The organism is Streptomyces sp. NPDC091376 (genome assembly GCF_044757085.1).
Classification (GTDB): Bacteria; Actinomycetota; Actinomycetes; order Streptomycetales; family Streptomycetaceae; genus Streptomyces; species Streptomyces pratisoli.
Genome location: NZ_JBIVUF010000004.1, coordinates 244,603 through 270,845 on the forward strand (window position 1 = coordinate 244,603; position 26,243 = coordinate 270,845).

At 71.4% G+C, this 26,243-nt stretch carries 26 protein-coding genes; 13 read left to right on the forward strand and 13 right to left on the reverse strand.

Translation table 11 applies throughout. The features are described from left to right. Positions 1 to 49: 49 nt before the first annotated feature. On the reverse strand, positions 50 to 1,210 hold the full coding sequence (locus ACIQMR_RS11180; RefSeq protein ID WP_401385129.1) for an STM4014 family protein: 1,161 nt from the start codon (positions 1,208 to 1,210) through the stop codon (positions 50 to 52). After that, positions 1,207 to 2,160, reverse strand: coding sequence for an STM4015 family protein (locus tag ACIQMR_RS11185; protein ID WP_401385130.1), 954 nt, complete (start codon positions 2,158 to 2,160; stop codon positions 1,207 to 1,209). The genes ACIQMR_RS11180 and ACIQMR_RS11185 overlap by 4 nt, the downstream gene beginning before the upstream one ends. A 151-nt stretch (positions 2,161 to 2,311) precedes the next feature. Between ACIQMR_RS11185 and ACIQMR_RS11190 the strand changes: the two genes are divergently transcribed. The 3 genes from ACIQMR_RS11190 (at position 2,312) to ACIQMR_RS11200 (ending at position 4,188) form a co-directional block, all read left to right on the forward strand. After that, entirely contained in the window at positions 2,312 to 2,581 is a 270-nt protein-coding gene (locus tag ACIQMR_RS11190) for a hypothetical protein (RefSeq protein WP_401385131.1), read from the forward strand. Positions 2,582 to 2,683: 102 nt separating this feature from the next. Continuing rightward, the gene (locus ACIQMR_RS11195) at positions 2,684 to 3,010 is read left to right on the forward strand and encodes a hypothetical protein (RefSeq protein WP_266385880.1); all 327 of its coding nucleotides are present in this window, start codon (positions 2,684 to 2,686) and stop codon (positions 3,008 to 3,010) included. Between the two features lie 137 nt (positions 3,011 to 3,147). Next, positions 3,148 to 4,188 carry a DUF6745 domain-containing protein gene (locus ACIQMR_RS11200; RefSeq protein ID WP_401385132.1) on the forward strand — a complete coding sequence of 347 codons (1,041 nt, stop codon included), beginning with the start codon at positions 3,148 to 3,150 and terminating at the stop codon, positions 4,186 to 4,188. On the opposite strand, the gene ACIQMR_RS11205 is transcribed toward ACIQMR_RS11200, so the two are convergent. From ACIQMR_RS11205 to ACIQMR_RS11230, 6 genes are all read right to left on the reverse strand, one after another. Next, on the reverse strand, positions 4,179 to 5,099 hold the full coding sequence (locus ACIQMR_RS11205; protein ID WP_401385133.1) for a carbohydrate kinase family protein: 921 nt from the start codon (positions 5,097 to 5,099) through the stop codon (positions 4,179 to 4,181). The genes ACIQMR_RS11200 and ACIQMR_RS11205 overlap by 10 nt on opposite strands. Positions 5,100 to 5,128: 29 nt before the next feature. Further along, the gene (locus ACIQMR_RS11210) at positions 5,129 to 5,749 is read right to left on the reverse strand and encodes a TetR/AcrR family transcriptional regulator (RefSeq protein WP_266385873.1); all 621 of its coding nucleotides are present in this window, start codon (positions 5,747 to 5,749) and stop codon (positions 5,129 to 5,131) included. Positions 5,750 to 5,792: 43 nt separating this feature from the next. Further along, entirely contained in the window at positions 5,793 to 7,016 is a 1,224-nt protein-coding gene (locus ACIQMR_RS11215; RefSeq protein WP_401385134.1) for a GDSL-type esterase/lipase family protein, read from the reverse strand. Positions 7,017 to 7,197: 181 nt separating this feature from the next. Further along, positions 7,198 to 8,370, reverse strand: coding sequence for an amidase (locus ACIQMR_RS11220; RefSeq protein WP_401385135.1), 1,173 nt, complete (start codon positions 8,368 to 8,370; stop codon positions 7,198 to 7,200). 143 nt (positions 8,371 to 8,513) lie between these two features. Further along, entirely contained in the window at positions 8,514 to 9,701 is a 1,188-nt protein-coding gene (locus tag ACIQMR_RS11225) for a Glu/Leu/Phe/Val dehydrogenase dimerization domain-containing protein (protein ID WP_401385136.1), read from the reverse strand. Positions 9,702 to 9,766: 65 nt separating this feature from the next. Beyond that, positions 9,767 to 10,375 (reverse strand): carboxymuconolactone decarboxylase family protein, encoded by a 609-nt coding sequence (locus ACIQMR_RS11230; protein ID WP_401385137.1) that lies wholly within the window; start codon positions 10,373 to 10,375, stop codon positions 9,767 to 9,769. Positions 10,376 to 10,615: 240 nt separating this feature from the next. Between ACIQMR_RS11230 and ACIQMR_RS11235 the strand changes: the two genes are divergently transcribed. Then, complete coding sequence (locus ACIQMR_RS11235) at positions 10,616 to 11,818, forward strand: MBL fold metallo-hydrolase (protein ID WP_401385138.1); 1,203 nt, start codon at positions 10,616 to 10,618, stop codon at positions 11,816 to 11,818. 51 nt (positions 11,819 to 11,869) lie between these two features. Here ACIQMR_RS11235 and ACIQMR_RS11240 read toward each other — a convergent pair whose 3' ends face one another. Further along, complete coding sequence (locus ACIQMR_RS11240) at positions 11,870 to 12,421, reverse strand: histidine phosphatase family protein (protein ID WP_401385139.1); 552 nt, start codon at positions 12,419 to 12,421, stop codon at positions 11,870 to 11,872. A gap of 491 nt (positions 12,422 to 12,912) precedes the next feature. Between ACIQMR_RS11240 and ACIQMR_RS11245 the strand changes: the two genes are divergently transcribed. From ACIQMR_RS11245 to ACIQMR_RS11260, 4 genes are all read left to right on the forward strand, one after another. Further along, entirely contained in the window at positions 12,913 to 13,920 is a 1,008-nt protein-coding gene (locus tag ACIQMR_RS11245; protein WP_401385140.1) for an ABC transporter permease, read from the forward strand. Further along, entirely contained in the window at positions 13,917 to 14,846 is a 930-nt protein-coding gene (locus ACIQMR_RS11250) for a carbohydrate ABC transporter permease (RefSeq protein ID WP_401385141.1), read from the forward strand. Before ACIQMR_RS11245 ends, ACIQMR_RS11250 begins: the two co-directional genes overlap by 4 nt. A 106-nt stretch (positions 14,847 to 14,952) precedes the next feature. Next, positions 14,953 to 16,614, forward strand: coding sequence for a hypothetical protein (locus ACIQMR_RS11255; RefSeq protein WP_401385142.1), 1,662 nt, complete (start codon positions 14,953 to 14,955; stop codon positions 16,612 to 16,614). Continuing rightward, complete coding sequence (locus tag ACIQMR_RS11260) at positions 16,611 to 17,801, forward strand: Gfo/Idh/MocA family protein (protein WP_401385143.1); 1,191 nt, start codon at positions 16,611 to 16,613, stop codon at positions 17,799 to 17,801. The genes ACIQMR_RS11255 and ACIQMR_RS11260 overlap by 4 nt, the downstream gene beginning before the upstream one ends. A 162-nt stretch (positions 17,802 to 17,963) precedes the next feature. Here the strand turns inward: ACIQMR_RS11260 and ACIQMR_RS11265 are convergent, their stop codons facing one another. Next, the gene (locus ACIQMR_RS11265) at positions 17,964 to 18,410 is read right to left on the reverse strand and encodes a hypothetical protein (protein ID WP_401385144.1); all 447 of its coding nucleotides are present in this window, start codon (positions 18,408 to 18,410) and stop codon (positions 17,964 to 17,966) included. Positions 18,411 to 18,412: 2 nt separating this feature from the next. After that, entirely contained in the window at positions 18,413 to 18,985 is a 573-nt protein-coding gene (locus ACIQMR_RS11270) for a MarR family winged helix-turn-helix transcriptional regulator (RefSeq protein ID WP_401385145.1), read from the reverse strand. 286 nt (positions 18,986 to 19,271) lie between these two features. On the opposite strand from ACIQMR_RS11270, the gene ACIQMR_RS11275 reads away from it, so the two are divergent. Genes ACIQMR_RS11275 through ACIQMR_RS11295 form a run of 5 tightly spaced genes read left to right on the forward strand, consistent with a single transcriptional unit; the run spans position 19,272 to position 23,246 of the window. Next, entirely contained in the window at positions 19,272 to 21,182 is a 1,911-nt protein-coding gene (locus tag ACIQMR_RS11275; protein WP_401385146.1) for a sensor histidine kinase, read from the forward strand. A gap of 7 nt (positions 21,183 to 21,189) precedes the next feature. After that, positions 21,190 to 21,624, forward strand: a complete 435-nt coding sequence (locus ACIQMR_RS11280) for a roadblock/LC7 domain-containing protein (RefSeq protein WP_358664087.1) — start codon at positions 21,190 to 21,192, stop codon at positions 21,622 to 21,624. 2 nt (positions 21,625 to 21,626) lie between these two features. Continuing rightward, positions 21,627 to 21,998, forward strand: a complete 372-nt coding sequence (locus tag ACIQMR_RS11285) for a DUF742 domain-containing protein (RefSeq protein WP_266385833.1) — start codon at positions 21,627 to 21,629, stop codon at positions 21,996 to 21,998. Then, positions 21,976 to 22,683: a GTP-binding protein gene (locus ACIQMR_RS11290; protein WP_401385147.1), complete on the forward strand. Its 708-nt coding sequence runs from the start codon at positions 21,976 to 21,978 to the stop codon at positions 22,681 to 22,683. The genes ACIQMR_RS11285 and ACIQMR_RS11290 overlap by 23 nt, the downstream gene beginning before the upstream one ends. Further along, the gene (locus ACIQMR_RS11295) at positions 22,680 to 23,246 is read left to right on the forward strand and encodes a GAF domain-containing protein (RefSeq protein ID WP_401385148.1); all 567 of its coding nucleotides are present in this window, start codon (positions 22,680 to 22,682) and stop codon (positions 23,244 to 23,246) included. Before ACIQMR_RS11290 ends, ACIQMR_RS11295 begins: the two co-directional genes overlap by 4 nt. Positions 23,247 to 23,461: 215 nt before the next feature. Here the strand turns inward: ACIQMR_RS11295 and ACIQMR_RS11300 are convergent, their stop codons facing one another. Beyond that, positions 23,462 to 24,658, reverse strand: coding sequence for an acyl-CoA dehydrogenase family protein (locus ACIQMR_RS11300; RefSeq protein WP_401385149.1), 1,197 nt, complete (start codon positions 24,656 to 24,658; stop codon positions 23,462 to 23,464). 480 nt (positions 24,659 to 25,138) lie between these two features. Beyond that, positions 25,139 to 26,227 carry a LacI family DNA-binding transcriptional regulator gene (locus tag ACIQMR_RS11305; protein ID WP_401385150.1) on the reverse strand — a complete coding sequence of 363 codons (1,089 nt, stop codon included), beginning with the start codon at positions 26,225 to 26,227 and terminating at the stop codon, positions 25,139 to 25,141. Positions 26,228 to 26,243: the final 16 nt, after the last annotated feature.

The following is a 26,243-nucleotide window of genomic DNA, read 5'->3' on the forward strand; positions in this document are numbered from 1 at the left end:
TCGATCGTCGTGCTCGTCCCGGCGGGGACGTCCGGCCCGTGCGTCGGGGTCATGCCGGACCTGCCGTGAGCGGCTGAGTGGTGCATGGCTGTTCCTCGTGGTGCGGTGGAAGGGCGGCGGCGACCTGGGCCGCATACGTGTCGAGGCCCTCGGCGCCACTGCCGGGCAGCCCCGTGAGTCCGGGCAGCAGATCGCCGAACGCGTTGACCTCGCCGACGGCGAACCTGCGCCAGCCGGTGGCCGGCAGCAGATCGACGCCGACGCACAAGGTCTCCGGGAAGAGGGCGGCCGCCCTCTCGGCCAGGCCCAGCACGTCGTCGCGCCAGCTGCGTCCCGCGGCCCGGACGGCCGTCCCGGCCTCGGCCAGATCGCCCCGCAGGCCGCCCAGATGCAGATTGGTGAGCGGCGAGCGACTGGTCCGTACGACGGCGTGGGTCGCCCGGCCGGCGACGACCACGACGCGCAGATCGGCGGCCCTGCCGTGCTGGAGGGCCTTGGGCAGCCAGCGCTCGATGTGCAGACCGTCGGGCGCGAGCGTGTCCACGATCGCGGCGATCTCGGACTCCCCCGTGTAGCGGCGGAGCCGGAGCGAGTTGAACAGCCGCCCGTCCGGCGTCCGTTCGACCGAGGTGGTCGCCCGGATCCGGCCACCGCCGGCGACTTCCACCGCGAGGACACCCGAGGCGGAGGAACCATGGGCGAGCTTCACGAACACACGCTGGAAACACGGCCGGCCGAGCACCGCACGCACGTCGTCCCAGCCGCGCACGACAGGAGCCGCGGCCCCCGAGGTGGGCGACGGCGGCACCGCCACCCCGGCGGACCCGAGCCGCTCATGGCACAGCCGCTTGTCGAACAGCACGGCGACGTCGGCCGCGTCGTCGAGCAGTGTGCCGCCCGCCGTCTCCACGGCCTGCGCCACGGACCGGACGGCCTGCGTGAAGCGGGCGTACCAGCGGCCGGTGCCCTCGACCCTGGCCGGGTCCTCGGCGCCGCGCAGCAGCAGGTCCACCTCCGGGTCCTCACCGGGGGAGTCGATCCGTACGATCTCGCCCGGCAGGAACCGGGCCCTGTCGTGCAGAACGTCCAGCCAGGGGACGACACGCGGCTCGGGCAGCCCCGCGGCGCGCACGGCCCGCCGGAAGAACGCCACCCGGCGGTTGTCCGGGATCCCGACGACGGCGAAGCGCTGTGGTGCGGCCGGTCTCACTCGGCCACTGCGGTGAAACGGCCGCCGTCCTCGTCGTCGTCCCAGGGCTTCTGCTCGTCGTCGAGGTCGATGGCGACCCCGGCAGGTTCGAGGGACCGGCGTATGCGCTCGGCCATCGCCTCGCTGATGAAGTGGTGATGCAGGTCGAGCTTCTTGAGGTGGGTGAGCGGCTGGCCTTCGAGCAGGGCCGCGGCGCCCCGGTCGCCGAGGGTGCCCATCGACAGGTCCAGGGTGTCGAGGCGCTCGACGACCGGGGCGGCGGCGAGAGCCGCGGCGATCTCGTCCTGGATCTCACTGTTGCGCAGGGCGAGCCGGCGCAGGCGGGGCAGCCGGGTGCCGGCGAGGAACGGCTCCAGATCGGCGATCTCGGCGTCGGCGCCGTACCAGGACGTGCCGAGCCAGAGGTCCAGGTGCTCCAGCGCGGGCAGTTCGCTCGCCGCGACGCCCCGCACCACCTGGACCGGCAGACCACCTGTCTCGATCCGGAGCGTCCGCAGGTTCTCGTGGCGCACGGCGTCGAAGACCAGGTCCTGGCCGCCGCGAACACCGAACTCCAGCAGTTCGGGGAAGCCGCCCAGCAGCGGGGTGACATCGCCCTGGTGGATCCACGAGATCTCGCACTCCTCGAAGGTGATGTCACCGACGAACAGGGCGCGCAGCCGCGGCAGCCGCTCGCGCGCGGCGAGCAGCGCGGAGAAGACCTCGCCGGGACCGCTGTCGTACGCGTCGCTCCAGGAGCCGACGATCAGCGCCCGGACCTGCGTGGGGTCGACAGCGGTGGTGAAGCGGGCGAAGGCCTCCTCCCACTCCTCCTCGCTCTCGTACGAGTCGACGCCGACCCGCCAGGCGACGGCCGCGGCGTCCGGCAGCCCGTCCGCCTTCGCGTCGGCGCCGGGGAAGTCGAACGCGGGCAGGCCGTGCAGCTCCTGCAGGTGGTCCCCAATGGTCATGACGATGCTCCAGACAGCGGACGGCGTGGATCGGCTGATGTGCGAGAAGTTGTACCAAGCGGCACTGACAACGTCTGCCGCGGGGCCGTGCGAAGTCCGGGCCCGGCCGGGCGCTCTTCTCCCGTGGACGCGGCTGTGTTCCGATGAGGACATGGACCGAGCGGCACGGCGGGGACACAGCGGTACCGGACCGGGAGCGATCACGCCCGACGGGTGCGCCGTCGAGGTGTACGAGCGTCTTCCGGTGCTCGACGAACCCGATGTCTACGTGTTTCCCGACGCCCGCTGGACGCAGACGTTCCTGTCCTGCCCGCTGAGCGACGAGGCGTTCGAGTCCGCACTGACACAGGCGGGGCTCGCCGTCGACACGTACCTCACCGAGGACCGCACCTGGGTCCGGGCGCTGCCGGTCACGGGCTGACCCGCCGGCCCGGTCGAGCCGACTCCCCGTCATTGTCAGACCCTGCCTCTAACTTCGGTTCCAGGTCCGGCGCGCTCGGCGCCGGATACCGAGGGGAGAGCCATGTACCGGCAGGGAGACGTGCTGATCGTGCCCGTCGCGGAGGACGCCGTCCCGGCGCACACCGAGGGCGCGCCGGGGGAGCCGAGGGACGGCCGCGGGCGGCTCGTGCTCGCGCTGGGCGAGGTCACGGGTCACGCCCATGCGCTGACGGGTCCCGGCCGGCTCTTCCGTGAACCGGGTTCGGCCGGGCCGATGTTCCTCCATCTTCCCGAGGGCGGGCGTGTGGTGCACGAGGAGCATGCGCCGATACCGCTGCCCAAGGGCTGGTACCGGGTGGTGCGCCAGCGGGAGTACATCCCGGGCGCGGTGCGGATCGTCGCGGACTGAGGGCGTCGGCCCGGTCGGGCGGCACGGCCGCGGTCACGGGGAGATCGGACGCAGCAGCAGCCGCCGGGCGCGCGCGACGGGCAATCGGCAACAGCCGGCTGACAGCAGATGACAGGGAATCAGGGGACGGGGCTTCGATGCAGTACGTGGACAAGTGGCGGGCCGTGGCGACGGCGACCGGGCAGGCCGACCGGGCGGCCGCGGAGGAAGGCGTCCGGCTGGCCTACCGCACCGCCGGGCTCGCCGAGCCCGAGCGGTTCGTGTGGGCGGCGTCGCCCAGGGCCGGGGCGACGGCCGTGCGATCCCTGGAGGACGCGGGCCGCTCGGTGCGTGAGGAGGTCAGGACGCTGCCCTGGGCCGAGGAGCGCCGTCGCGTGCACGACGCACTCGGCCCCGCGGGCTGGACCGAACTGTGGGGGAGGAGCGGCGCGCTGCTGTGGGAGTCCACGCGCGCCCTCGCCGAGCGGATACGGGCCGCAGTGGCCGACTCCTGCGCCGACGAGGCGGCGGCGCTCGCCCCGTCGGACGCCGAAGCGGCGGCGGACACCGAGCGGAAGGCGGTCCGGCTGGTGCTGCTCGACGCGGTGCTGGGCCAGCACGACGCGGCCTGGCTCGCCGCCTTCGAAGGCCGCGGCGACCGGCTCACGGGCCTGGCCCGGGTGGCCGAGCACGCGGGATGGTGGTGGCCGTTCGAGAAGGTCGCGGTGATCTGCGAGCGCCCCGTGGAACTGCACCGCGACGAAGCCGGCCGGCTGGACCGCGGTGACGGCCCGGCACTGGCGTTCTCCGACGGCTTCGAGCTGCACGCCTGGCGTGGAATGACCGTTCCCGCCGCGTTCCTCGCCGGACTGGCCACCCTGACCCCGGAGCGGATACGCGCCGAGGAGAACGCGGAACTGCGGCGCGTCATGCTCGAGTTCTACGGCTACGACCGCTACCTGTCCGAGTCGGGGGCGCGGCCCGTGCACCGCGACGAGACCGGCGTGCTGTGGCGCATCGCGCTGGACGACGACGAGGACGTGACGATGGTCGAGGTCGTCAACTCCACGCCGGAGCCCGACGGTACGCACAAGACCTACTGGCTGCGGGTGCCGCCCACCACCGGCAGCGCGAAGGAGGGCGTCGCCTGGACCTTCGGCCTGGACGCCGGGGCCTACGCCCCGCTGCGTCAGACCTGAGCCGCCGCCAGTTCCGCGGGACCGATCAGCGCCGAACTGCCCACGCCCGTACAGGCGTAGGCTCCCGCGACCGCGCCCAGCCTCGCGCAGTCCTCGATGTGGCGGCCTCCCAGCCGCCCGTAGAGGAAACCGCAGACGTACGCGTCGCCCGCGCCGTTGGAGTCCACCACCGGTGTGGGCGGCACCGTCGCCGGTATGGGACGCGGGGTCCTGCCGCCGTCGCGCGTCATCAGGTACGAGCCGCCGGCCCCGGCCGTCGCGATGACCGCCTCGGCCCGGCCCTCCCGCAGGATCTCCCGCATCACCGACGCGATCCGCCCACCGGCACCCGCCGCGCTCAGGAAGACCACGTCGGATCGCAGCGCGAACTCCCTGTGGTAGTCGTCCACTCCGTCCCAGTCGTGGAGATCGGTCGACACGCTCACCCCGAGCTCCGCGATGTCGTCGTACAGGAACCGGGCGAAGTCCATGATCGACAGATGCACATGGCGGGCCCGCCGGAGATGGGGGAGGTAGAAGTCGCGCGGCATCCGCAGATCACCGGAGTCGCGGGGGTCGTAGAACGACATCCTGCGGCCCGTCGCGTCCACGAGGTTCACCGCACGCCGCGTACCGGAAGGGGAGACCAGATGCTCGAAGTCCACACCCCCGTCGGCCAGCCGCTCACGGACCTGTTCGCCCGGCCGGTCGTCACCGATGAAGTCCAGGAAGGTCACGCCGAGTCCGAGGGCCCGGCAGCCGAGGGCCACATTGCCGCCCGTCTGGCCGGGCCATTCCACTATCGGCGGTACCCCGACCGAATCCGCCGGCGGGACCGGCAGCGATCCGACACGGACCACCGTGTCGACCCCGCTGCCACCGATCACCAATACGTCGAGGTCCGGCCGATCCGTAAGCTGCTGCGCCGACACCGTCTTCCCTTCTGCGCGCCTTCGGTGGGCTACGCACTCTGCCGGGTCAGCGCCTCGCGGTCGAGCCCCAGTTCACGGGCGAGCGCCTCCTCCGCCCACTCCAGCATGGCGGAGCGGCTGAGCGAGCCCGCGTACGAGGTCATCTGCACGGCCAGACCGTCCAGCAGCGCCGTCAGCCGCCAGGCCGCCGACGCCGGGTCCGCGCAGGGGAATTCGCCCGCCGCCGCACCCTCCGCGATGACCGCGGTCAGCTCCGCCTTCCACTGCCGGTCCAGATCGCGGGACACATCGCGCAGCGCGGGTTCCCGCAACGCCGCGGCCCAGCCCTCGATCCACAGCCGCCATCCCTTGGCCTGCCCGGTCGGTGCGTACCAGCGGACCGCGGCCCGTAGCCGTCGTACCGCCGACGTCCGGCGCCCCAGGAGCTTGCGCAGATGCGCGAGGTCCCCCTCCGCGGCATAGGTGAAGGCGGCCGCGACGAGCTTCTCCTTCGTCGAGAAGTGGTACAGCACCAGCGCGTTGCTCACCCCGAGGGCCGAGGCGACGTCGGCGATCCGGAGGGCGGCCACACCACGGGCCTCGATCTGCTCCACGGCGGCCCGCAGCAGCTCTTCCTGCCGCTCCGCCACGCTCAACCGGACTCTCGCCACGGCGTCACCCTATGCCGTGGCGACCACGACGTGGAGCGGCGTCTCAGGAATGCCGGACAGCGAACGGTCCGGCGGAGCCGAAGGCCACGGCGGCGAAGCGTTCGCCGATGCGGCGATGGGTGGCGGCGTCCGGGTGGAGCTGGTCGGGCAGCGGCAGTTCGGCGAAGTCCGCCTCGCCGTAGAGGGCTCGCCCGTCGAGGTGGTGGAGGTTCGGGTCGTCGGCAGCGCGCTGCTTCACGACACGGGCCAGTTCGTCCCGGATGACGTTGAGCGTCAGCTTCCCACCGGCCCGCTCGGCGGGATCGCCCGCGGCCCGGAACCGGAGCCGTCCCTCCTGGAGCATGCTGAAGTCCGGTTCGGTGGGGCCCGGGGTGTCTTCGTGGATGGGGCAGTAGAGGGGCGAGACGACCAGCAGTGGCGTGGCCGGGTGTCCTTCTCGGACGGTGTCGAGGAAGCCGTGCACCGCCGGGGTGAAGGCGCGCAGGCGCATCAGGTCGGTGTTGACCAGATTGATGCCGATCTTGATGCTGATCAGGTCCGCGGGGGTGTCACGCAGGGCGCGGGCGGTGAAGGGGTCGAGCAGGGCGCTGCCGCCCAGACCGAGGTTGATCAGTTCCACGTCGCCGTGGGACGCGGCCAGCGCCGGCCAGGTCGTGGTGGGACTCGCGGCGTCGGAGCCGTGACTGATCGAACTGCCGTGGTGCAGCCACACCCTGCGGCCCCGTTCCCGCGCCGGCTCTACGGGGGCGTCGGTGCGCAGGGCGACCAGCTGGGTGATCTCGTTGTGCGGCAGCCAGATCTCGATGTCCTTCACACCCTCCGCCAGCGGGGGGAAGCGCACGGTGCCGACCGGGCCGGGCAGGGTCTCCGCGGAACCGTCGGCCATGTCCACCATGAGGACGTTCCCGCCCGTCGTGCCGGCCCGGGCGGTCGGACGGCCGTCGACGAGCAGGTCGTACACGCCGTCAGGGCGGGGCGGCGCACCTCGATAGGCCATCTTGGTACGGAGGGTGTCCAACTCGACGACGGTGGCTTCGGTACGGAACACCAGCCGTACGCCGGACGGCTGTGCCTCGGCCATCGCCAGCCGCCCGTCGGAGCACTGGGCGCGGGCCCTGGCGGGCAGCCTGTGCGGCAGCAGCCCGTGCTCGGTGCGTTCCACTTCGAGTGCGCCGCGCAGGAGGTCCTCGGTGACGGGCGTGGCGATCCGCTCCGTTCCCCGGGACGGTCCGCAAGGGCCGGCGGTGGGGTCGTACCGTGCGTTCATGAACTCAGCCTGCCAACGGGGTAGCTGATCCACACATGGATTTCCGCTCTCCTCCGCCCGGTGTTCCGGTCTCTCCTTGCCCGGTGCGCCGTCGACCACCCGCGCGGCGTTGCGGACTTGGCGTGCGCCGCGTGCCGTTCCACCTGACCGGTGGAGGCGAACGGCCGTCGTCCGCCCGCGATCAGCCGGCGAGCTCCAGCAGGCGCCGGTCCGTCCCATGGCCACCGGCCACCGCGAGGCCGACGGGGAGTCCGTCCACCGACATCCGCGGCAGCACCAGACACGGGAGGCCCGCGCTGCTCGCCGGGCAGGTGAGGCGGAAAGCGGCGTCCCGGAGGGCGGACTTGCGCTCGGGGGACTCGTCGACGAGCGGAGCGGGGCCGCCCGCCGCGGGCAGCAACAGCACCGTGTCCTCGCGGAGGGCCGCCCGCAGGGTGCGGCCCGCCCGGTGGACCGCCGCCTCGGCGATCGTCCGGCGCTCGGCGGTGACCTCCGAGGCGCGGGCGAAACGCGCGCCGATCCCCGGCCCCAGCACCCCGGGATGGGCACTCAGCCAGTCGCCGTCGCACTCCCAGGCTTCGGCCGCCTGGGCGATCGCGAACGCCTGGGCGAGGTCAGCCGGATCGGCGCCCAGGGTCGGTACGTGTGAGAGGTGCAGTCCGGCCCGCTCCGCGAGTTCCGCAGCCGCCGCGGGGAAGGCCTCACGTACCCCCGGCTCGGCGACTGCGAGGAGGTCCGCGACCACCAGCGCCGTACGGAACGGGGCCCCGGCCTCTGCGCCGGCCGGCAGGAGGGCGTCGCCCACACGCGCCAGGGTTTCCGCGTCCCGCGCGAGCCAGGCGACGGTGTCGAACGACGGCGCCAGCGGCAGCATTCCGGTGACGGGTACGGCGCCATGGGTCGGCCGCAGCCCGTACAGCCCGCAGTACGAGGAGGGCACCCGGATCGAACCGGCCGTGTCGCTCCCGAGACCGGCGTCGGCCTCGCTGAGCGCCACCGCGGCGGCGGGGCCGCTGGAGGAGCCGCCGGGTACCCGGCCGGGCGCGGCCGGGTTGGGCGGAGTGCCGTAGTGCGCGTTCGTACCGTTGAGGCTGTAGGCGAACTCGTCGGTCCGGGCGATCCCGGTCACCTCTGCCCCGGCGTCCAGCAGGGCCGCCACCGCCCAGGAGTGGGCGGGCTGCGGTTCGGCCTCGGCCAGCCATGCCGGGTTGCCGGCGCCGATCGGGTGTCCGGCGACGGCGTACAGGTCCTTCACCGCCAGCCGCAGCCCGCGCAGCGGCCCGCGGCCTGAGCCGGCGACCAGGGGCTCACCGCGCTCCCGCCACACCGTCGTGTCCATGTCCGCCGACTTCATCGTGGGCCTCCTTGCCTCCGAGGACGGCCCTCTCATCGAAGTATCCCGCGTGCGGGCGTGCGGGCGTGCGGGCGTGCGGGTGTGCGGGCGTGCGGGTGTGCGGGCGTGCCGGTGGGCAGGCTGTGCGGACCCGCCCGCAGGCGTCAGGGGGCGTACCACCCGAAGCGGTCGGCGATCTCCGGAAGCCGGTCGGCGACGATCGCGTGGGCCGCGGCGCGGGGTGTGGTGCCGTCCGCCTCCGCACGCGTGAGCATCCGGTCGACCAGGGCGCGCATGGACCGGCGTGTGTAGGCGAAGGCCTCGTCCGCGTCCGCGCCGATGTCGCCGAAGAGGGTCCACCACCACCAGGCGTTCGTGCCGGAGTTCACGACGACGTCCGGCAGTACGGTGATCCCGCGTGCCCGGAGCAGCTCCTCCGCTTCCGGGAGGACCGGCATGTTGGCCGCCTCGACGATCCAACGCGCCCGGATCAGGGCCTGGTTGGCGGGGTCGACGGCATACGAGACGGCGGCCGGTACCAGCACCTCCACGTCGGCGGACAGCCAGGCGTCACCGGGGAGTTCGAGGTCGCCGGGCCGAAGTGCCGCACGGTCCACCGTCCCGAAGGCGTCCCGCGCGGCGAGCAGGGCCTCCACGTCCAGGCCGTCCGGGTGGGCGATCGTCCCCTTGATGTCGGCCACGGCGACGATCCTGAGCCCCGCCCGGGACAGGAAGCGCGCGGTCGCCCCGCCCATCGTGCCGAGGCCCTGCACGGCGACCCGGGTCCCCTCGTGCCGCACACCCGCGCGGTCCAGCGCGGCGAGCACCGACTCGGCGACCCCGCAGCCGCCGACCAGCTCGTCGAGGCCGATGCCGTCGACCTCGACGGCGAATGCGTCGGCCAGCCTCTCGCGCGCCGCCGTCTCGTCGTCGAGCAAGGGGTACACGGCCTGCACGGACGAGACGAGGCCGGCCTCGGCGGCGGCCCTGTCGACGAGGTCCTGGGTGAGCCCGAGGTCCTCCCCGGTGGTCCACATGTGCTCGATGTACGGTCGCATCGCGCGCAGATAGCGGACCAGGACGCCGTAGGCCTCCGGGTCGCGCGGGTCGCAGTCGATGCCGCCCTTCGCCCCGCCGAGCGGGATGTACCGGCCCTGCGGGTTGTAGTGCAGGGCCTCCTTCATGGACATGCCCCGCGCCAGCCCGGCCACCTCGTCGAGCGTGCAGCCCTCGCGCATCCGCAGCCCGCCGCTGCACACCCCGCGGACGAGCCGGTCGACCACGAGATGGCCCTGGCGCCCGGTGACGTGATCCGTCCAGGTGAGCGAGACCAGCGGGCTGGGGTGGGACATCGGGGCCTCCGGATACGGCTTCGAACTGAACCGTCGGTCAGTATCTGGAGGGGGTCGCAATCATGTCAACGCCGCTCGCCGGGGGCACCGGAAGCGCTGTCCGCCTCGGAGGCCGCGCCGGCCGGCCGCTGTGGCAGCTCGCACAGGTCCTTGAAGCCCTGGCTGGTGAGCCCGAGCGCGGCGTTCATCCGCGACCGCAGGTTCTCCACCGCCACCATCGCGGTGAGCTCGACGTACGCCGCCTCGCCCAGCGCCGTGACCAGCCGCTCGGCCAGCTCGTCCGTCACCTCCGGCGGATTCGCGGTCATCGCCTCCGCGTACTCCATCACGTCCCGCTCCAGCGGGGTGTACACCGTGCTCTGCCGCCACACGGGCACGTCGCGCACCTTCTGTACGTCCATGCCGCGCCGCTGGTTCTCCCAGTGGCCGAAGTCCATGCACCAGCTGCAGCCGATGGAGGCCGCCGACGCCATCACGGCCAGCCCCTTGAGGTCGGCGTCCAGCCGGTTCCACTTCGCGACGGCCAGCTCGAAACGGAGGTCGGCGCGCAGGACCTTCGGGTTGTGGCCGAGGGCCTTCGCGGGGTCGAGGACCTTTCCGTACGTCCGCGTCGAGTACCACTCCATGGCGCGGTGGAAGAGCGTACGGGGCGGGGTCAGGGAGATGCGGGCCATCAGGGGCTCCTCGGTCGTCGGGTTATCGGGGTGTCGATGTGTCGAGGCGATGTGCCGGCGACACCCGTACGACGGACGGGCCCGGTACGGATGTGACATCCGGGGCCCGCGCCCCGGCATTTTTCTTCGCCCTCGTACGTTGCGACTGCCGTGGGGGTTGTCGCGACCCCGGGTCCGTGGGCCCGGCGGGGGGCATACTCGCGCACATAATGGAACAACCCGAAGATCACAGGAGGTGCCGTGACCGGCGCTGCTTCCCCGCATCCGCTGCGCTCCCGCCTGCGATCGCTGCGGCCCGCCGCTTTCGGCGCCGATCCCGCAGGGGAGCGCATGGAGCGGATCCGCCGCTCTCCGAACTTCGCCGACGGGGTGTTCCAGAACCCGCTCGGGGCCAGGACGCGGCCGTCCGGCTCCACGCTCGAATTCGCGAAGATCTACTTCCAGAAAGAGGCACGCAGACACCGCGGCCCCGTTGCCCCCGTGCCGCTGCACGCCGCGACACTCGCCGACCTCGCGAAGCCCCCGGCCTCCGGGCTGCGGCTCACCTGGATGGGTCACTCCAGCGTGCTCGCCGAGATCGACGGCCGCCGGGTGCTCTTCGACCCGGTGTGGGGGCAGCGCTGCTCGCCCTTCCCCTTCGCCGGGCCCAAGCGGCTGCACCCCGTGCCGCTCCCGCTCGCCTCGCTCGGCCCGGTCGACGTCGTCGTGATCTCCCACGACCACTACGACCACCTCGATCTGCCCACGATCCAGGCCCTGGCCTCCACGGACACGCAGTTCGTGGTGCCGCTCGGCGTCGGGGCGCACCTGGAGCGCTGGGGCGTCTCCGAGGGCCGGCTGCGCGAGCTGGACTGGAACGAGTCGACGCAGCTGGACGGGCTACGGCTGACGGCCACCCCGGCCCGGCACTTCTGCGGCCGCGGCCTGCGCAACCAGCAGCACACGCTCTGGGCGTCCTGGGTCGTCGAGGGGCCTTCGGGCCACCGGGTCTACCACAGCGGTGACACGGGGTACTTCCCCGGCTTCAAGGAGATCGGCGCGGAGCACGGCCCCTTCGACGCGACGATGATCCAGATCGGCGCCTACAGCCAGTACTGGCCGGACATCCACATGACCCCGGCGGAGGGCATGGACGCCCATCTCGACCTGCAGGGAGGCAGGCCGCACGGAGTGATGGTGCCGATCCACTGGGGCACGTTCAATCTCGCCCTTCATCCCTGGGCAGAGCCGGGGGAGTGGACGAAGGACGCCGCCGAGGAGGCCGGTCAGACCGCGGCGTTCCCCCTGCCGGGCCAGCCCTTCGAGCCGGCCGGGGACGTCCCGACCGATCCCTGGTGGCGGGCTGTGTCCCACCCCATCCAGCACCCGTGGCGCCGGCCCACGACCCTGGAAGCGCCTGCCGAGCCCCGGAGCAGCGGTCTCGACCTCGCGGGTGACCGCTGACCCGGGCGGGTTCGGGGCGGGCGTCCGGCACCGGCCCCGGATCGCCGGGAATCAGTCGAAGCGGACGTCCCAACCGTCGCCCCGTGAGGTGAGGGTGACGGCGGAGAACGCCGGAACGTCGTAGTGCCAGAAGGCCCGTGCCGGTGCGGCCAGGGCGTGGACGAGCGAAGCCCGGACAACGGCGGGTTCGGTGACGACCCAGGTGTGGCCGTTTCCCGGAGGCACGCTGCCCAGCCATCGGGCGACCCGGCGGCAGAACTCGCGCACCGACTCCCCTCCATGGGGCGTGGCATCCGGGTCCGTGAGCCAGTCGGACAGTCCGTGAGGGTCGATGGCGGCGACTTCTTCGACGGTGAGGCCGCACCACTTGCCGTAGTCGCAGTCGCGCAGCGCCGGCTCCGGCCTCGAACCCAGACCGAGGGCGTCGGCGGTCTCCGAGCAGCGGAGAGAAGGGGCCCGGACGGCGGGCGCGCGGGGAGCCAGTGCCGCTCCTGCCGCCCTGGCCGCACGCAGGGCGCGCTCGGTCGCAGGACTGTCGCCGAGGACCGTGTCCCTGGGGGTGTCCCCGGTGGTCGTGCACAGGAATGTCAGGCGGACCATCATGTCGTTGACCTCCCCGCCGGCCCCGCAGGGCGCGTCTGAGGGTGTGAGTTCCCCGAATGCCGGAATCGGTCGTCCGGTCGGCACAGCCGGTCGTACGTCGCAGGTCACTCACTCAGGATCGGGACGGCCGCCGGGCCGAACCATCCGGCAGATGTCCGGACCGCCCCCGCAGACCGGCTGGCGTGGCCCCGCCGCCCTGGAGGTTTCCCGCGGCGCTCGCCTCGATCGCGCGTCCCGCGGCCGCCTGCTGTCCGTGGAAAGCGTTTGCTGCGGACGCGCCCGATCGGCGTGTCCGCGGTGAAACCGAGGCCCAGGTGACCGGCGCGTGACACGGGGCGCCGTTTTGCTTGTTTGTGATTGAAACAGCGAGTTTCCAATCACCTATTGTCTTCACCAATCACGTCGGTGCAAGATTCAGGAGCCCCGCGGCCGGAGAGCACCGCCGCAGTGGCTACTTCTTGCGCTCCCGATCCCCTGCTGAGGTGAAAGTGATGGCCTCCGCGCCCGCGTCACCCCGCCTGGCTTCGCCGCCGTCAGACGCGATCCGTGCCGGAACCACGCCCCCCGACGGGCGGAACCGGCCGAATCCGAAGCGGACGTCGTCGCGCCGGCGGTTCCGGCGTGACCGGACCCTGCTCCTGCTGTGCGTGCCCGGCATCCTGTACTTCGCGGTGTTCTTCTACGTGCCGCTGGCGGGCAACGTCATCGCCTTCCAGGACTACCAGCCGTATCTGGGCTTCCAGCAGAGCCCGTTCGTGGGCTGGACCAACTTCACGGCGCTCCTCGAGGAGCCCGAGTTCTGGTCCGCCGTGTGGAACACGCTGGAGATCAGTGCCGTCCAGCTGTTCCTCTACTTCCCGGCACCGATCGCCCTCGCGCTGTTCCTCAACTCACTGATCAGCAGCAAGGTCCGGCGGCTGATGCAGACCGTGGTCTATCTGCCGCACTTCCTGTCCTGGGTCGTGGTCGTCGGGATGTTCCAGCAGGTCTTCGGCGGTGCCGGCACGGTCAGCAGCTATCTGAACGAGCACGGTGTCCACGTCGGCAACATCATGAACAACCCCGACACCTTCATCCTGCTGCTCACCTCCCAGTCCATCTGGAAGGACGCGGGCTGGGGCGCGATCATCTTCCTCGCCGCCATGGCCTCCATCGACAACTCGCTCTACGAGTCGGCGGCCATGGACGGTGCGGGCCGGCTGCGCCGGATGTGGCACATCACCCTGCCGGGTATCCGCCCCGTGCTGATCATGCTGCTGATCCTGCGGCTCGGAGACATCCTGTCCGTCGGGTTCGAGCAGATGCTGCTCCAGCGCGACGCGGTGGGCAAGGAAGCGGCCGAAGTGCTCGACACCTATGTGTACTTCCACGGCGTCGTCGACGGCGACTGGGGCATGTCCACGGCGGCCGGGCTGATGAAGGGCGTCATCGGATTCATCCTGATCGTCCTCGCCAACAAGCTCGCCCACCGCCTCGGCGAGCAGGGAGTGTACCGATGAGCACGGCACAGATATCCGGGTTCCTTCGCCGCGGCCGCCGCGGGACCGAACGGCCCGCGTGGATGGAGAAGCCCTCCCCGGCAGGGCAGACGCTCAAGCTGCTGGTCATCGTCGCGATGATCGTGGCCGTCGGCTATCCCTTCCTGCTCGCCATCGGCACCAGCCTCTCCACCAAGGCCGAACTGGCCGCCAACGGTGGCTATGTGCTGTTCCCCGCGCACCCCACCCTGGAGTCCTACCAGGTGGTGCTCTCCGGCGGTGTGGTCACCCGGGCCGCGTTGGTCAGCGTGGGTGTCACCGTCGTCGGTACGGCGTTGAGCCTGCTGTGCACGATCTGCCTCGCCTACGGGCTCTCGCGGCCCGGGACTCTCGCCGGGAAGCCGCTGCTCCTCATCGTCGTGGGAACGTTCCTCTTCACGCCCGGCATCATCCCCAACTACCTGGTGGCGCAGTCGCTGGGGCTGCTCGACACCTACGGGGCCATGGTCGTCCCCATCATGCTCAACGCGTTCAACGTCATCGTGGTGCGGGCGTTCTTCCAGGGCATCCCCGAGGAACTGCACGAGGCCGCACGGCTCGACGGGGCAGGCGACCTGAAGGTGCTGCTGCGGATCGTGCTACCGCTGTCCAAGGCGGTGATCGCGGTGGTCGGCATGTTCTACGCGGTCACGTACTGGAACAGCTTCTTCAACGCGATGCTCTACATCAACGACCCGGACAAGCTGCCGCTGCAGGTCGTCCTGCGTTCGTACGTCCTCCAGGGCGACACCTTCAACGCGAAGGCGATGGGCGTCAGCGTGCTCCCGGCCTCCACGTCGTTGTCGATGGCCGTGCTGATCCTCGCCGTGCTGCCGATCATCGCCGTCTACCCCTTCCTCCAGAAGTACTTCAACAAGGGCGTGCTCACCGGCGCCATCAAGGCCTGAGCCGTACCTCGCCGCTCACCCTCGCCCTTCACCCCTCACCCTCACCCTCAGCCTCACCCTCGCCCTTCACCCTTCACCCTCACCGTTCATCGCTCGAAGGAGAGCCATGTCCTCCAGAAACCTCAACCGTCGCGGTTTCCTCGGCGCCGCGGGCGCCGCCGGTCTCACGGTCGCCGGCGGCGGCACCCTCACTGCCTGCAGCTCCGGTGAGGGAGCGGCCGGAGGCGGCGGTGCGGAGGCCTCGGCCAAGCTGAAGCTGCCGACGTACGTCGCGGCGAGCGTCCCTGCCCCGGACCTGCCGGGCAACGCCGACGGTCTGGACCCGGCCTACGTGCGCTACCCCAAGGACCTGGTCCGCAGCGTCGCCGCAGCACCGGGTGACGGAAAGCCGGTCACCGTTCTGACGGAGACGTTCACCACCGCCGCCCCGGCGATGAACCGCAACGCCTACTGGCAGGAGCTGAACAAGCGGCTCGGCTCGGAGCTGCGGATGACGATCGTCAACGGGCTCGGCGCCGACGACGTCTACCGCGCGAAGTTCAACGCCACCATCGCCGGCGGCGACATGCACGACCTGATGTGGTTCCCGCCGAACCAGGGCCTCAAGAACGTCCCGGCTCTCCTCCAGGCGAAGTTCCACGACCTCACCCCGTATCTCTCCGGCGACGCGGTCAAGAAGTACCCGAACCTGGCCAACATCCCCGACTTCGCCTGGCGGACCGCGGTCCTGGGCGGGAAGATCTGGGGAGTCGCCGTCCCCTACGGCCGGATGGGCCAGGTCTACGTGGCCAACGAGGACTTCTGGAAGCCGGTCGGCGGCGTGCGGTTCGACAGTGCCCAGGACTTCCTCGACAAGGGCAAGGAACTGCTGGACACCAAGCGCAAGAAGTACGTGCTGGAGCCCGCCTACACCAACCACATATTGCAGTTCGCGATGTGGCACGGCCTCCAGAACAGATGGGCCGTGAACGGCGGCAAGCTCACCTACATGTTCGAGACGGACGAGTACTTCGCCGGGATCGAGTTCGCCCTCAAGTGCCAGGAGGCGAAGCTCTTCTGGCCGGACCCGAACCTGCCCACCACCCTGGAGAAGATCGAGGGCGGCTTCCTCGGCGTCCACGTCCAGTCCTTCCCCGGCTTCCTCGACGACAGCAACATGTACGACTGGCCGGCTAAGGTCGTCGTCCCCTTCGCCGCCGAGCCCGGGATGACACCCACCTGGCACTTCGGCTACGGCTCGGTCGGCTTCACCGCCATCAACAACACGGTGCCCAAGGACCGCATCGAGACGCTGCTGCAGGTCATGAACTATCTCTGTGCCCCGTTCGGCAGCGAGGAGCGGCTCTTCCTCGACAACGGTCTGCCGGGCACCCACCACTCGCGCTCCAAGGACGGCGACGTCGTCCTGAACACCAAGGGCAACGCCGAGGTGCTCACCACCCGGCAGGCCATCACCTTCTTCGGCAACAGCCCGCAGACCCTGTACCTGCCCGGAAAGCCCGAGGTCACCCGAGGCGTCCACGCCACCGAGGTCGAGCTGATGAAGATCGCCAAGGCCGACGCCAGCGCCGGATACTTCTCGGACACCTACGCCGACAAGGGCCCCTCCTCGTCCGACGAGCTGTACCAGAGCGTCAAGGACATCATCGCCGGACGCAAGCCGCTCTCCTCGTACAAGAAGGAGATCCTGCCCAAGTGGCAGCGGGCGGCGGGCGACGCGATGCGCCGTGAATACGAGAAGGCCATGGAGAAGGGCGCGGGCAAGTGACGGACGACCTGCGTATCGGTGTCATCGGCCTCGGGCTGCGCGGCAACCTCGCCGCTGTCGCGCACCGCCCGGGCGCCGGATCGGTCGTCGCCGCGGTCGCGGACACCGACCCGGCGGTGCTCGCGACCGTCGCGGGCCGCTTCCCCGGCGCGGCCGCCGTCGCCGGCCATCGCACACTGCTCGACGACGACGGGATCGACGCCGTCCTCGTCCTCACCCCCGACGACACCCACGAGGAACTCGCCTGCGCCGCCCTGGAGGCGGGCAAGGCCGTGTTCCTCGAGAAGCCCATGCACATCACCGTCGAGGGCTGCGACCGCATCCTGCGCACCGCGTACGAGACGGGCAGCCGGCTCTACGTCGGGCACAACATGCGGCACATGGGGGTCGTACGGCTGATGCGCGACATCATCGCGCGCGGTGACATCGGCGAGCCGAAGACCGTGTGGGTACGGCACTTCGTCTCGTACGGCGGCGACTACTACTTCAAGGACTGGCACGCCGACCGCCGGCGCACCACCGGCCTGCTGCTGCAGAAGGCCGCGCACGATCTGGACGTCGTCCACTGGCTGGCCGGGGGTTACACCCAGCGCGTCAACGCCCTGGGCGACCTGATGGTGTACGGGGATCTGCCGCGACGGGAACCGGACACCCCGCGGCCGGAGGGCTGGCTGCGGGAGTTCGAGTGGCCGCCGGCCGAGCGCAAGGACCTGCACCACATCGTGGACGTCGAGGACGTGTCGGTGATGAACATGCGGCTCGACAACGGCGTCGTCGCCGCGTACCAGCAGTGCCACTTCAGCCCCGACTACTGGCGCAACTACACGGTCATCGGCACCGAGGGCCGGCTGGAGAACTTCGGTGACCGGCCGGGGGACGAGGTCCGGGTCTGGAACACCGGTCCGAGCGACTACCGCGCGGACGCCGACGCGGTCCACAAGGTGCCCGACGCCACCGGCGGCCACGGCGGCGCGGACCATCGGATCATGGAGGAGTTCTGCCGCTTCGCCCGCGACGGCGGAGCCACGGACACCTCACCGGTCGCCGCCCGGATGAGCGTCGCCGCCGGCGTGATGGCCACGCGTTCCCTGCGCGAGGGCGGCGCGGCGTACGAGGTGCCACCCCTGGACCCGCAGCTGGCCGCGTACTTCGCGAACGGACAGCGACGCACGGGGGCGGTTCGGTAGGGCGCCAGGCCGCAGGGCTCCCGCCCGCGGACCGCCGCGGACCGCCGCGGACCGGACGGGAGCCGGCGCCGCCGACGCCACGCCGGATTCCGCGACTGCCCTGCGCAGTGGCGGAATCCGGCGCCGGCGTGCGACGGCACGCGACCGGCCGCGCCGCTCGGCCTACGCGGCCGCGTCGAGTTCGGCGTTCGCCCGTGCCAGGACCGTGGTCAGGACGCGGGCGGCGGTCTCCATGTCCTCCGCCGGGATTCCGCCGTACAGACGGGAGGTGATCGCGGCGGTCGCCTCCTTGAGACGGTGGCTCAACTCCTCGCCCGTGCCGGTGAGCCGGAGCCGCGAGGGATCGTCCGGTGCCGGTTCGACGAGCCGGGCCTCGGCGAGTTCGGTGAGGATCGCCGTGGCGGAGGTGCCGTCGACCTTCAGTCCGGTGGTGAGCCGGGTGGTCAGCTGCTCCCGGGCCATGCTGTCGCCGTTCCCCGCGAGCGCGTTGACGGCCACGGCGTGCTGGAACGTGGCGCCGCTGCCGGCCAGGGTCCGCTCCAGGACGGCGCGGGTCGCGTAGTGGGTCATGCCGATGGTCTGGCCGGTGAGCTTCGGTGCGGTGGACATGCCTACTCCTCGGTCTTGGTCTTCTTGGCCGGGCGCCGGGTGAGCGAGGCGCCGAGTGATACGTCTGCGGGTGGTACGTCGACGGATACGTCGAGCGGTGCTTCGAGCAGGGCCGTGAGCTGACGGGCGAACGCCTGCGTGCCCGGCCCCTCCAGCCCGCCGAGCGGCGCCAGCATCCCGTCCATGACCTGACGTACGACCGCGATCGCGCGCTCGGCGACCTCCCGGCCCTCTTCGGTCAGCGACAGCTGGACCGCCCGGGTGTCGGTGGGGTCCTCCGCGCGCTCGATCAGGCCGGCTGCGGCCAGTGCTCGTGCCAGCTTCGAGACGTAGAGCGCTTCGAGGCCCGTGTGGTCGGCCAGCTGCCGCTGGCTGGGCCGCAGGCCGGCGCGATGTACGTCGTACAGCGAGCCCAGCAGGGAGTACTGCGCGTGCGTCACCCCCAGGGGTGCGAGCGCCCGGTCGACGGCCCCGCGCCACTTCATCGACAGGCGCCATACCAGAAACCCCGGCGTCGGACCGGGCGTCGGGTCGTTCGTGGGGTCGTTCGTCGGTCGGTCCGGCCTCTCGCTCATGACAAATAGAGTACATGGCTACTATGTCCATGGCTAGTAAAAGGAGAGTCCACGGCGTCCAGGACGTATGTATCGGCCAGGGCGGCGGGAAAATTTCGGCCCTTCGTGCGAGGCCTCATACCAGAGCGGGACGCTCTACGGGCAAGTTTGTCAACTGCACTCCGCACCTGAACCGTTGGCGACTACCGTGTGTGCCCGGTGATCAACGGTGCGCTCAACACACACCCTTGGCGCCGCCGCACACCGCTCGGTACACCGAATCCTGGGCCACGTACCAAGGACGCTGATGTCTCAACTTCGCGCACCCGCCGCGCGGCCGGACCGCCGCGAGGGCGGCGGGCGGCACGGCCGGTCGAGCGCCCGCTCTCTCTCCTCCGCGGGCAGGCCGCAGTCCACGCCGTCGACCTCCGAAGCCCGCATACGTTCCCAACTGCTGCGAACCGCCGTGCTGCCCGCCGTCGTCGTGGCGCTCGGCGGCGCCGCCGCGGTGCTCTTCACGATCCGCTCCACCGACGCACGGCCGTCGGCCGCGCTGTGGGTCGCGCTCGTCGGCTCCGCGGCCCTCGCCGTCGCCGCCGTGGTGGCGGCGGCACTGGGCGCCGAACGCACGGCGAGATCCGTGCTCGACCGCGTCCACGGCCTGCGCCGCTCCAGCGCGCGTGGACAGGCCGAACTGCAGGCCGTCGTCGACGGGCTGCGGCGCGGCGAACGCCCGCCGGCCCGCGAGAGCCTGCCGGCCCCCGCCGCCGACGGCGACGAGTTCGACCTGCTGGCCCAGGAGCTGGGGCGGTCCTACGACGCCGCGGTGACCGCGGTGCTGCAGGCCTCCCGGCTCTCCAGCAGCGTGGGCAACGAACAGAAGGTCGAGGTCTTCGTCAATCTGGCCCGCCGCCTGCAGTCGCTCGTGCACCGCGAGATCCAGCTGCTCGACGAGCTGGAGAACGAGGTCGAGGACCCGGAGCTGCTCAAGGGCCTCTTCCACGTCGACCACCTGGCCACCCGTATCCGCCGGCACGCGGAGAATCTCGCGGTCCTCGGCGGCGCCATCTCCCGGCGCCAGTGGTCCAACCCGGTCACCATGACGGAGGTGCTCCGTTCCGCGATCGCCGAGGTGGAGCAGTACCCCCGGGTCAAACTCGTGCCGCCCATCGACGGCACCCTGCGCGGGCACGCCGTGGCCGACGTCATCCATCTGCTCGCCGAACTGGTCGAGAACGCCACGCTGTTCTCCGCTCCGCACACACAGGTCCTGCTGCGTGCCTCGCACGTCACGGCGGGCCTCGCCGTGGAGGTCGAGGACCGGGGCCTGGGCATGCCGGTCGCGGAGCAGAACAAGATGAACGCCCTGCTCGCCGACCCCGACCAGGTCAATGTGGCGCACCTCCTCCAGGACGGCCGTATCGGGCTGTTCGTGGTCTCCGCGCTCGCCCGCAGGCACGGCATCGCGGTGCGACTGCAGTCCAACATCTACGGCGGCATCCAGGCCGTACTGGTGCTGCCGCAGGGGCTGCTCGGTGTCGATCCCGGCGGCCAGGCGGGTACGGACCGCACGGCCGCCCAGCGTCACGGCGACCATCCGCCGGTGGCCGCGGCCGCCGTGGCGGGTGGAGTGGCCGGCCGCGAGCGGGCCGCCGCACCCGTCGGCGCCGGCCCGTACCCCGCCGAGCAGCCGGCCCATGCCTCCGCGGAAGGGCCCCACACCGGCAGCCAGCGCACGCTGACCTACGCGACGAGCATGCCGGGCATGCCCCAGCAACCGCCCCCGGCGGACGGTCAGGCGCCCGGACCGCTCCCGGTGCGCGGCGAGCATCCCGAGCGTCCCAACCCGGCCACCGGACGCCCCGGGGCCGGCCACAACGCGTCGCACCCGGGCGCACGGCCCGCGGCTCCGCAGCCACCGGCTCCGCAGCCACCGGGTCCGCGGACCGCGCCGCCCGCGGTTGATTCCCACGCCGTACGCGGCACCATGGGCCGTCCGCAGCTGCCCAAACGGCGGGCCCAGGAACACCTGGTGCCCCAGTTGCGGGGTGAGCCTCCCGCCCCGCGCAGTACCGAGGACGAAGCCCTGCACGACCCCGGTCTGATGGCGGCCTTCCAGCGGGGCATCGGCCTGGCCGAGTCCCAGACGCAGGGCGCCTCCGTGGCGGCGGCCCCGTCCCCTGAACCGCAGCAACAGGACGAAAACCACAAGGAGTAGATGCACCATGGCGAGCGATGTGCCGACCGGCCATTCCTCGGATCTCGACTGGCTGCTCAGCGGTCTGGTCCAGCGGGTGCCGTACACCCGGAACGCGGTTCTGCTCTCCTCCGACGGCCTGGTGAAATCCGTGCACGGCCTCGACACCGACAGCGCCGACCACATGGCCGCCCTGGCGTCCGGGCTGTACTCGCTCGGCCGCAGCGCCGGTGCCCGGTTCGGCGACGGCGGCGAGGTGCGCCAGGTCGTGGTGGAACTCGACTCCACCCTGCTGTTCGTGTCCACCGCCGGCTCGGGCACCTGCCTCGCCGTGCTGGCGGGGCGAGAGGCGGACGCGGCGGTCCTCGGCTACGAGATGGCGATGCTCGTCAAGAGCGTACGGCCGTATCTGGTCACCCCGGCCAGAGCGGCCACCGGGGCGCCGAGCGCCACGGGGCTCTGACCGTGGCGGCCCCGCAGGACGGGCCGTGGCTCGACGACGCGGCCGGCCGTCTGATCCGCCCCTACACGGTGAGCGGCGGCCGTACTCGTCCGACGGCCGCCCTCGACCTGCTCTCCCTGGTGATGGCCACCGGTTCGGTCCCGCAGGGGCCGCTCGGGCCCGAGCACGCCCTGGCCCTCGGCCTGTGCGACGGTCCCACGTCGGTGGCGGAGATCTCGGCGCACTTACGCCTCCCGGCGGTCGTCACCAAAGTGCTTCTCTCCGATCTCGTGGACTGCGGGGCGGTCACCGCTCGGGCGCCCCGCTTCCAGGAATCTCCCACCGACCGTTCCTTGCTGGAGGCAGTGCTCGATGGCCTACGACGACGGCTTTGACCACCGCCCTGGACACAGCCCTGACCACGGGCCCGAACACGGGCCCGGACCTGGTCCCGTGCACGGGCCCGGGCACGACGCCGACCCTGACGACCGGGCCGACCTCTTTCCCACGGCGCTGAAGATCCTCGTCGCCGGCGGTTTCGGAGTGGGCAAGACGACCTTCGTGGGCGCCGTGAGCGAGATCGAACCGCTCAGCACCGAAGAGCTGCTGACCACCGTCAGCGCCGCGACCGACAGCCTGGAGGGCGTGGAGTCCAAGACCACCACCACGGTGGCGATGGACTTCGGGCGGATCACCCTCGACGACCGGCACGTGCTCTATCTCTTCGGCACACCGGGCCAGGAGCGCTTCTGGTTCATGTGGGACGAGCTCTCCGAGGGCGCTCTCGGCGCGGTCGTCCTCGCCGACACGCGCAGACTGGAGGACAGCTTCTCCGCCGTCGACTTCTTCGAACGGCGCGGCATCGGATTCGTCGTCGCCGTCAACGAGTTCGACGGTGCCTACCGCTACGAGGCGGAGGAGGTGCGGGCCGCGATCGACCTGAAGCCCGAGGTTCCGGTGGTGCTGTGCGACGCCCGCATTGCCAGCTCCGGGATCGGCACCCTGGTGACCCTTCTCCAGCATCTGCTCACCACCATCCCGGCACCGGCAGCGGCGCCGAGCTACGGAGCTCAGTCATGACCTACGACCCGACCGGCCATCTGCTGCTCACCCCCGTCGACCGGGAGGCTCCCGTGCGGGTGCAGCGGCTGCGTCAGCTGGGGCTGGGGGACCGGCCCGATCCGGCGTTCGACGAGTTCGCCCACAAGCTCGCGGAAGTGACCGGAGCGCCCTACTCGATGGTCAACTTCATCGACGAGAACCGGCAGTTCTTCGCGGGGCTGCACACGCCCGCGGGTACGCACTCGGGCAGCGACCTCGCCGGGGCGGCGGGCGGGGACGTCAGCCGGTTCATGGCGCGTGACCACGGCTACTGCCCGCATGTCGTGGTGCGACGCAAGGCGCTCGTCCTGGAGGACGTCTGCGACTATCCGCGGTTCGCCGGCAACCCCGTCGTCGACGAGATCGGCATCCGCTCCTATCTCGGGGCGCCCCTCATCGACCGTACGGGTATCGCGCTCGGCACGATCTGCGTCGTGGACACCGAGCCGCGGCCCTGGGGCCGGGCGGGCCTGGAGACGATCAAGGCGCTCGCCGCGGAGCTGGTCGAGCAGATCCACCGCCGGGAGGACTCGCGGCTGTGACCGACGTGAAGTGACGTCCCCGGGGCAGATCGCGTGCCACCGGGGACGTCATGCGTCCGCGTCCGGACCGGCCGGTGTGGCGCCGGTTCCCTGTCCTGACCGCTCTCCGAAGGTTCCCGCGGGTCTCGGAGGGTTTCCGCGGGTCTCGGCGGATGCGCGTCCCCGTACCCGTCCGTCCACGTCCATGTCCACGTCCACGTCCACGTCCACGAGCCTCAGACCAGGGCCTCCATCCGCGTCAGCTCCGACAGACGCTCCGACCACTGCCCCTTCGACGTACCGAGCGCCACCTCGGCCAGCCGCAGCAGCTGGATGTCGGAGGTACCCGCGGGCGCGAAGATGTGGTGAGCGTCGCGGAGATACCGCTCGATGGGACGGTCGGTGAACAGCCCGGCCGCCGCGTGGATCTCCATCGCGTTGCGCGCCGAGTCGAGCGCGGACTCCACATTGACGAGCTTCGCGTTCATCAACTCGGCATCGCAGGGCAGCCCCTGGTCCAGCAGATGCACCGCGTGGTACGCGGCGAGACGCGCCGTCATCATCCGTGACTGGAGCTGTCCGAGCTTCAGCTTGATGGACGGCAGTTCGTGGAGCGGTTTGCCGTAGCGCCGGCGCTCCGCACAGAACCGGCTGGTCTCCTCCAGGATCGCCTGGTGCAGGCCGAGGGCCACGGCGGTCAGATTGGCCCGGCCGTAGAGCACGCTGGAGGAGTACGCGACGGCGAGACCTGAGCCCTCCCCACCGAGCCTGTTGTCCACCGGAACCCGGCAGTTGTCGAAGAAGAGCTCGCCGAAGCTGAACCCGTGCAGCCCCATCGTCGGCTTCTGCTCGCCTATGCGGAACCCCGGCCGGGACGACTCGACGAGGAAGGCGGTGAGCCCCTGGGAACCCGGCCCCGTACGGACCACCACGCCGTGCAGATCACCGACATGGCTGTTGCCGACGTACACCTTCTGGCCGTTGAGGACGTAGTCGTCGCCGTCACGGACGGCGGTGGCGGTCATCCCCAGCACATGGCCGCCCGACTCGGGTTCGGTGACCGCGATCGTCGGCAGACACTCGCCCGCCGCGATCGCCGGGAGCCAGGTCTTCTTCTGCTCCTCGCTCCCGAAGTGGACGATCTTGGCGACGCCCAGCTGGGAGGCCTGGACCATGGCTCCCATCGCGCCGCTCACGCGGGACAGTTCCTCGATGATGATGGTCTTCGCGAGATGTCCTGCACCCATCCCGCCGTGCGCCTTGCCGATGGTCGCTCCGAGCCAGCCCTGCCGCGCGATCAGCCGCGACAACTCGCCGTGAACCGTGCGGGCCGCCTCCATGGCGGGAACCCGCGGGCGTACCTCGCTCTCCGCGAAGAGCCGGACCTGGTCCCGGAGCTGGTGATGAAGTCGACCGGCGAAATACCCGTCCATCGCGAGCCCTCCTCTGCGAAACGCCTGCTCGCGCCTGTGTTCGAGCAGGTGGTGCATCGGCATGGTCCCGTCCCGTGCAGGCCGACCACATCATGGTGTTGATCGCTTACGGACGGTACAACATCGTGGCCAAATTTGGCTGAAATGCGGTCCATTGATGTGTGATTGGGTGTGCGTCGTCGGTGGTAACGGCCTGTCCGGTCCCACCCGTAGGGCATTCCCACGGGGCCTGTTTCTGCCACATGCCATCGGCAAAGGTTTGGTGGGCATATGGCACTGAGGGACAGCATTCCGCTTCCGGAGGCCCGCGAACAGGCCCGGAAGCCAGGAGAGTCCACCCAACTCCCCCGTAGAGGCCCTACGTTGCCCTACGGCTGACCATGCCGCGGCACGCCTCACCCCGGCGTACGGACGTGCCACCCGGCGCGTACCCCCGGTCGTCGCGCCGCCCGAGAGCGCCCCGAACGGGCTCGATGCTCATCAACGCGACATTTCTCTACGGGGGTTGTGGTCCTGCCGGGCCGGGGGTGCCGTGCTGGCGCGCAGGACGACCTCGCCGCCGACCCGCAGCACACGTGAGCGCCGTCCTGCCGGCTCCCGCAGTGCGAGGGCCATGACGTCCTGCCCCATGGCGGTCAGCGGAAGGGCGACCGTGGTGAGCGGTGGTGTCAGCTCCCGTACGAGGGGGATGTCGTCGAATCCCGCGAGCGAGATGTCCTGCGGTACCCGCACGCCCGCTTCCCGGAAGGCGGCCAGAGCCCCGACGGCCATCACGTCCGTCACGGCGAACACACAGGTCGGGGGCGGGGCGTCGGTGCGGGCCAGCAGTTCCCGCGCGGCCGCGTGCCCGCCCTCGCGGGTGAAGGCGCCGTGGACGACCCGCTCGGGCCGCAGCGCGGCCCCGCCGGCGGAGAGACCCTCGCGGAACCCGGCCAGCCGGTCGGCGACCGTGGTGAGTTCGGCAGGCCCGCTGAGCACCGCGAACTCCCGGTGCCCCAGGGCCAGCAGGGCCCGCGCGAGCGCGGCCGCCCCGGCGCGGTTCTCCGGCAGGACGGCGTCCACGCGCAGGCTGCGGTGCCGGCTGACGACGGCGACCCGGCCGCCGGCCCGTACGTACGGTGCGAGTTCGGCGGCCAGTGACTGTTCCCAGAGGCGGTCCTGGAAGCCGGACCCGATGAGGAGGATGGCGCGGGCGCGCTGGGCGCGGAGCATCGAGACGTACGCGATCTCCCGCTCCGGCTCCCGGAACGTGCTGGCCAGCATGACCAGGAGGTCCTGCTCCGCGGCGGCCCGCATCACCCCGCCGGCTATCGCGGCGAAGTACGGGTCGCCGACGTCGTGGCAGATGACCCCCACGGTGTTGTTGGAGGCGCTGGCGAGGGCCTGCGCATGGGCGTTGGGGATGTAGCCCAGGACGTCCGCGGCGGCGCGCACCCGCTGTCGCAGTTCCTCCCTGACCCGGGTCGTGCCGTTGAGCGCCCTGGACGCCGTCGCCAGTGAGACGCCCGCCCTGCGGGCGACCGTGTCCAGCGTGACGTGGGGGTGTGCCTGTGCTTGCCGTTCACTCAACCCGACCTCCCGGAAA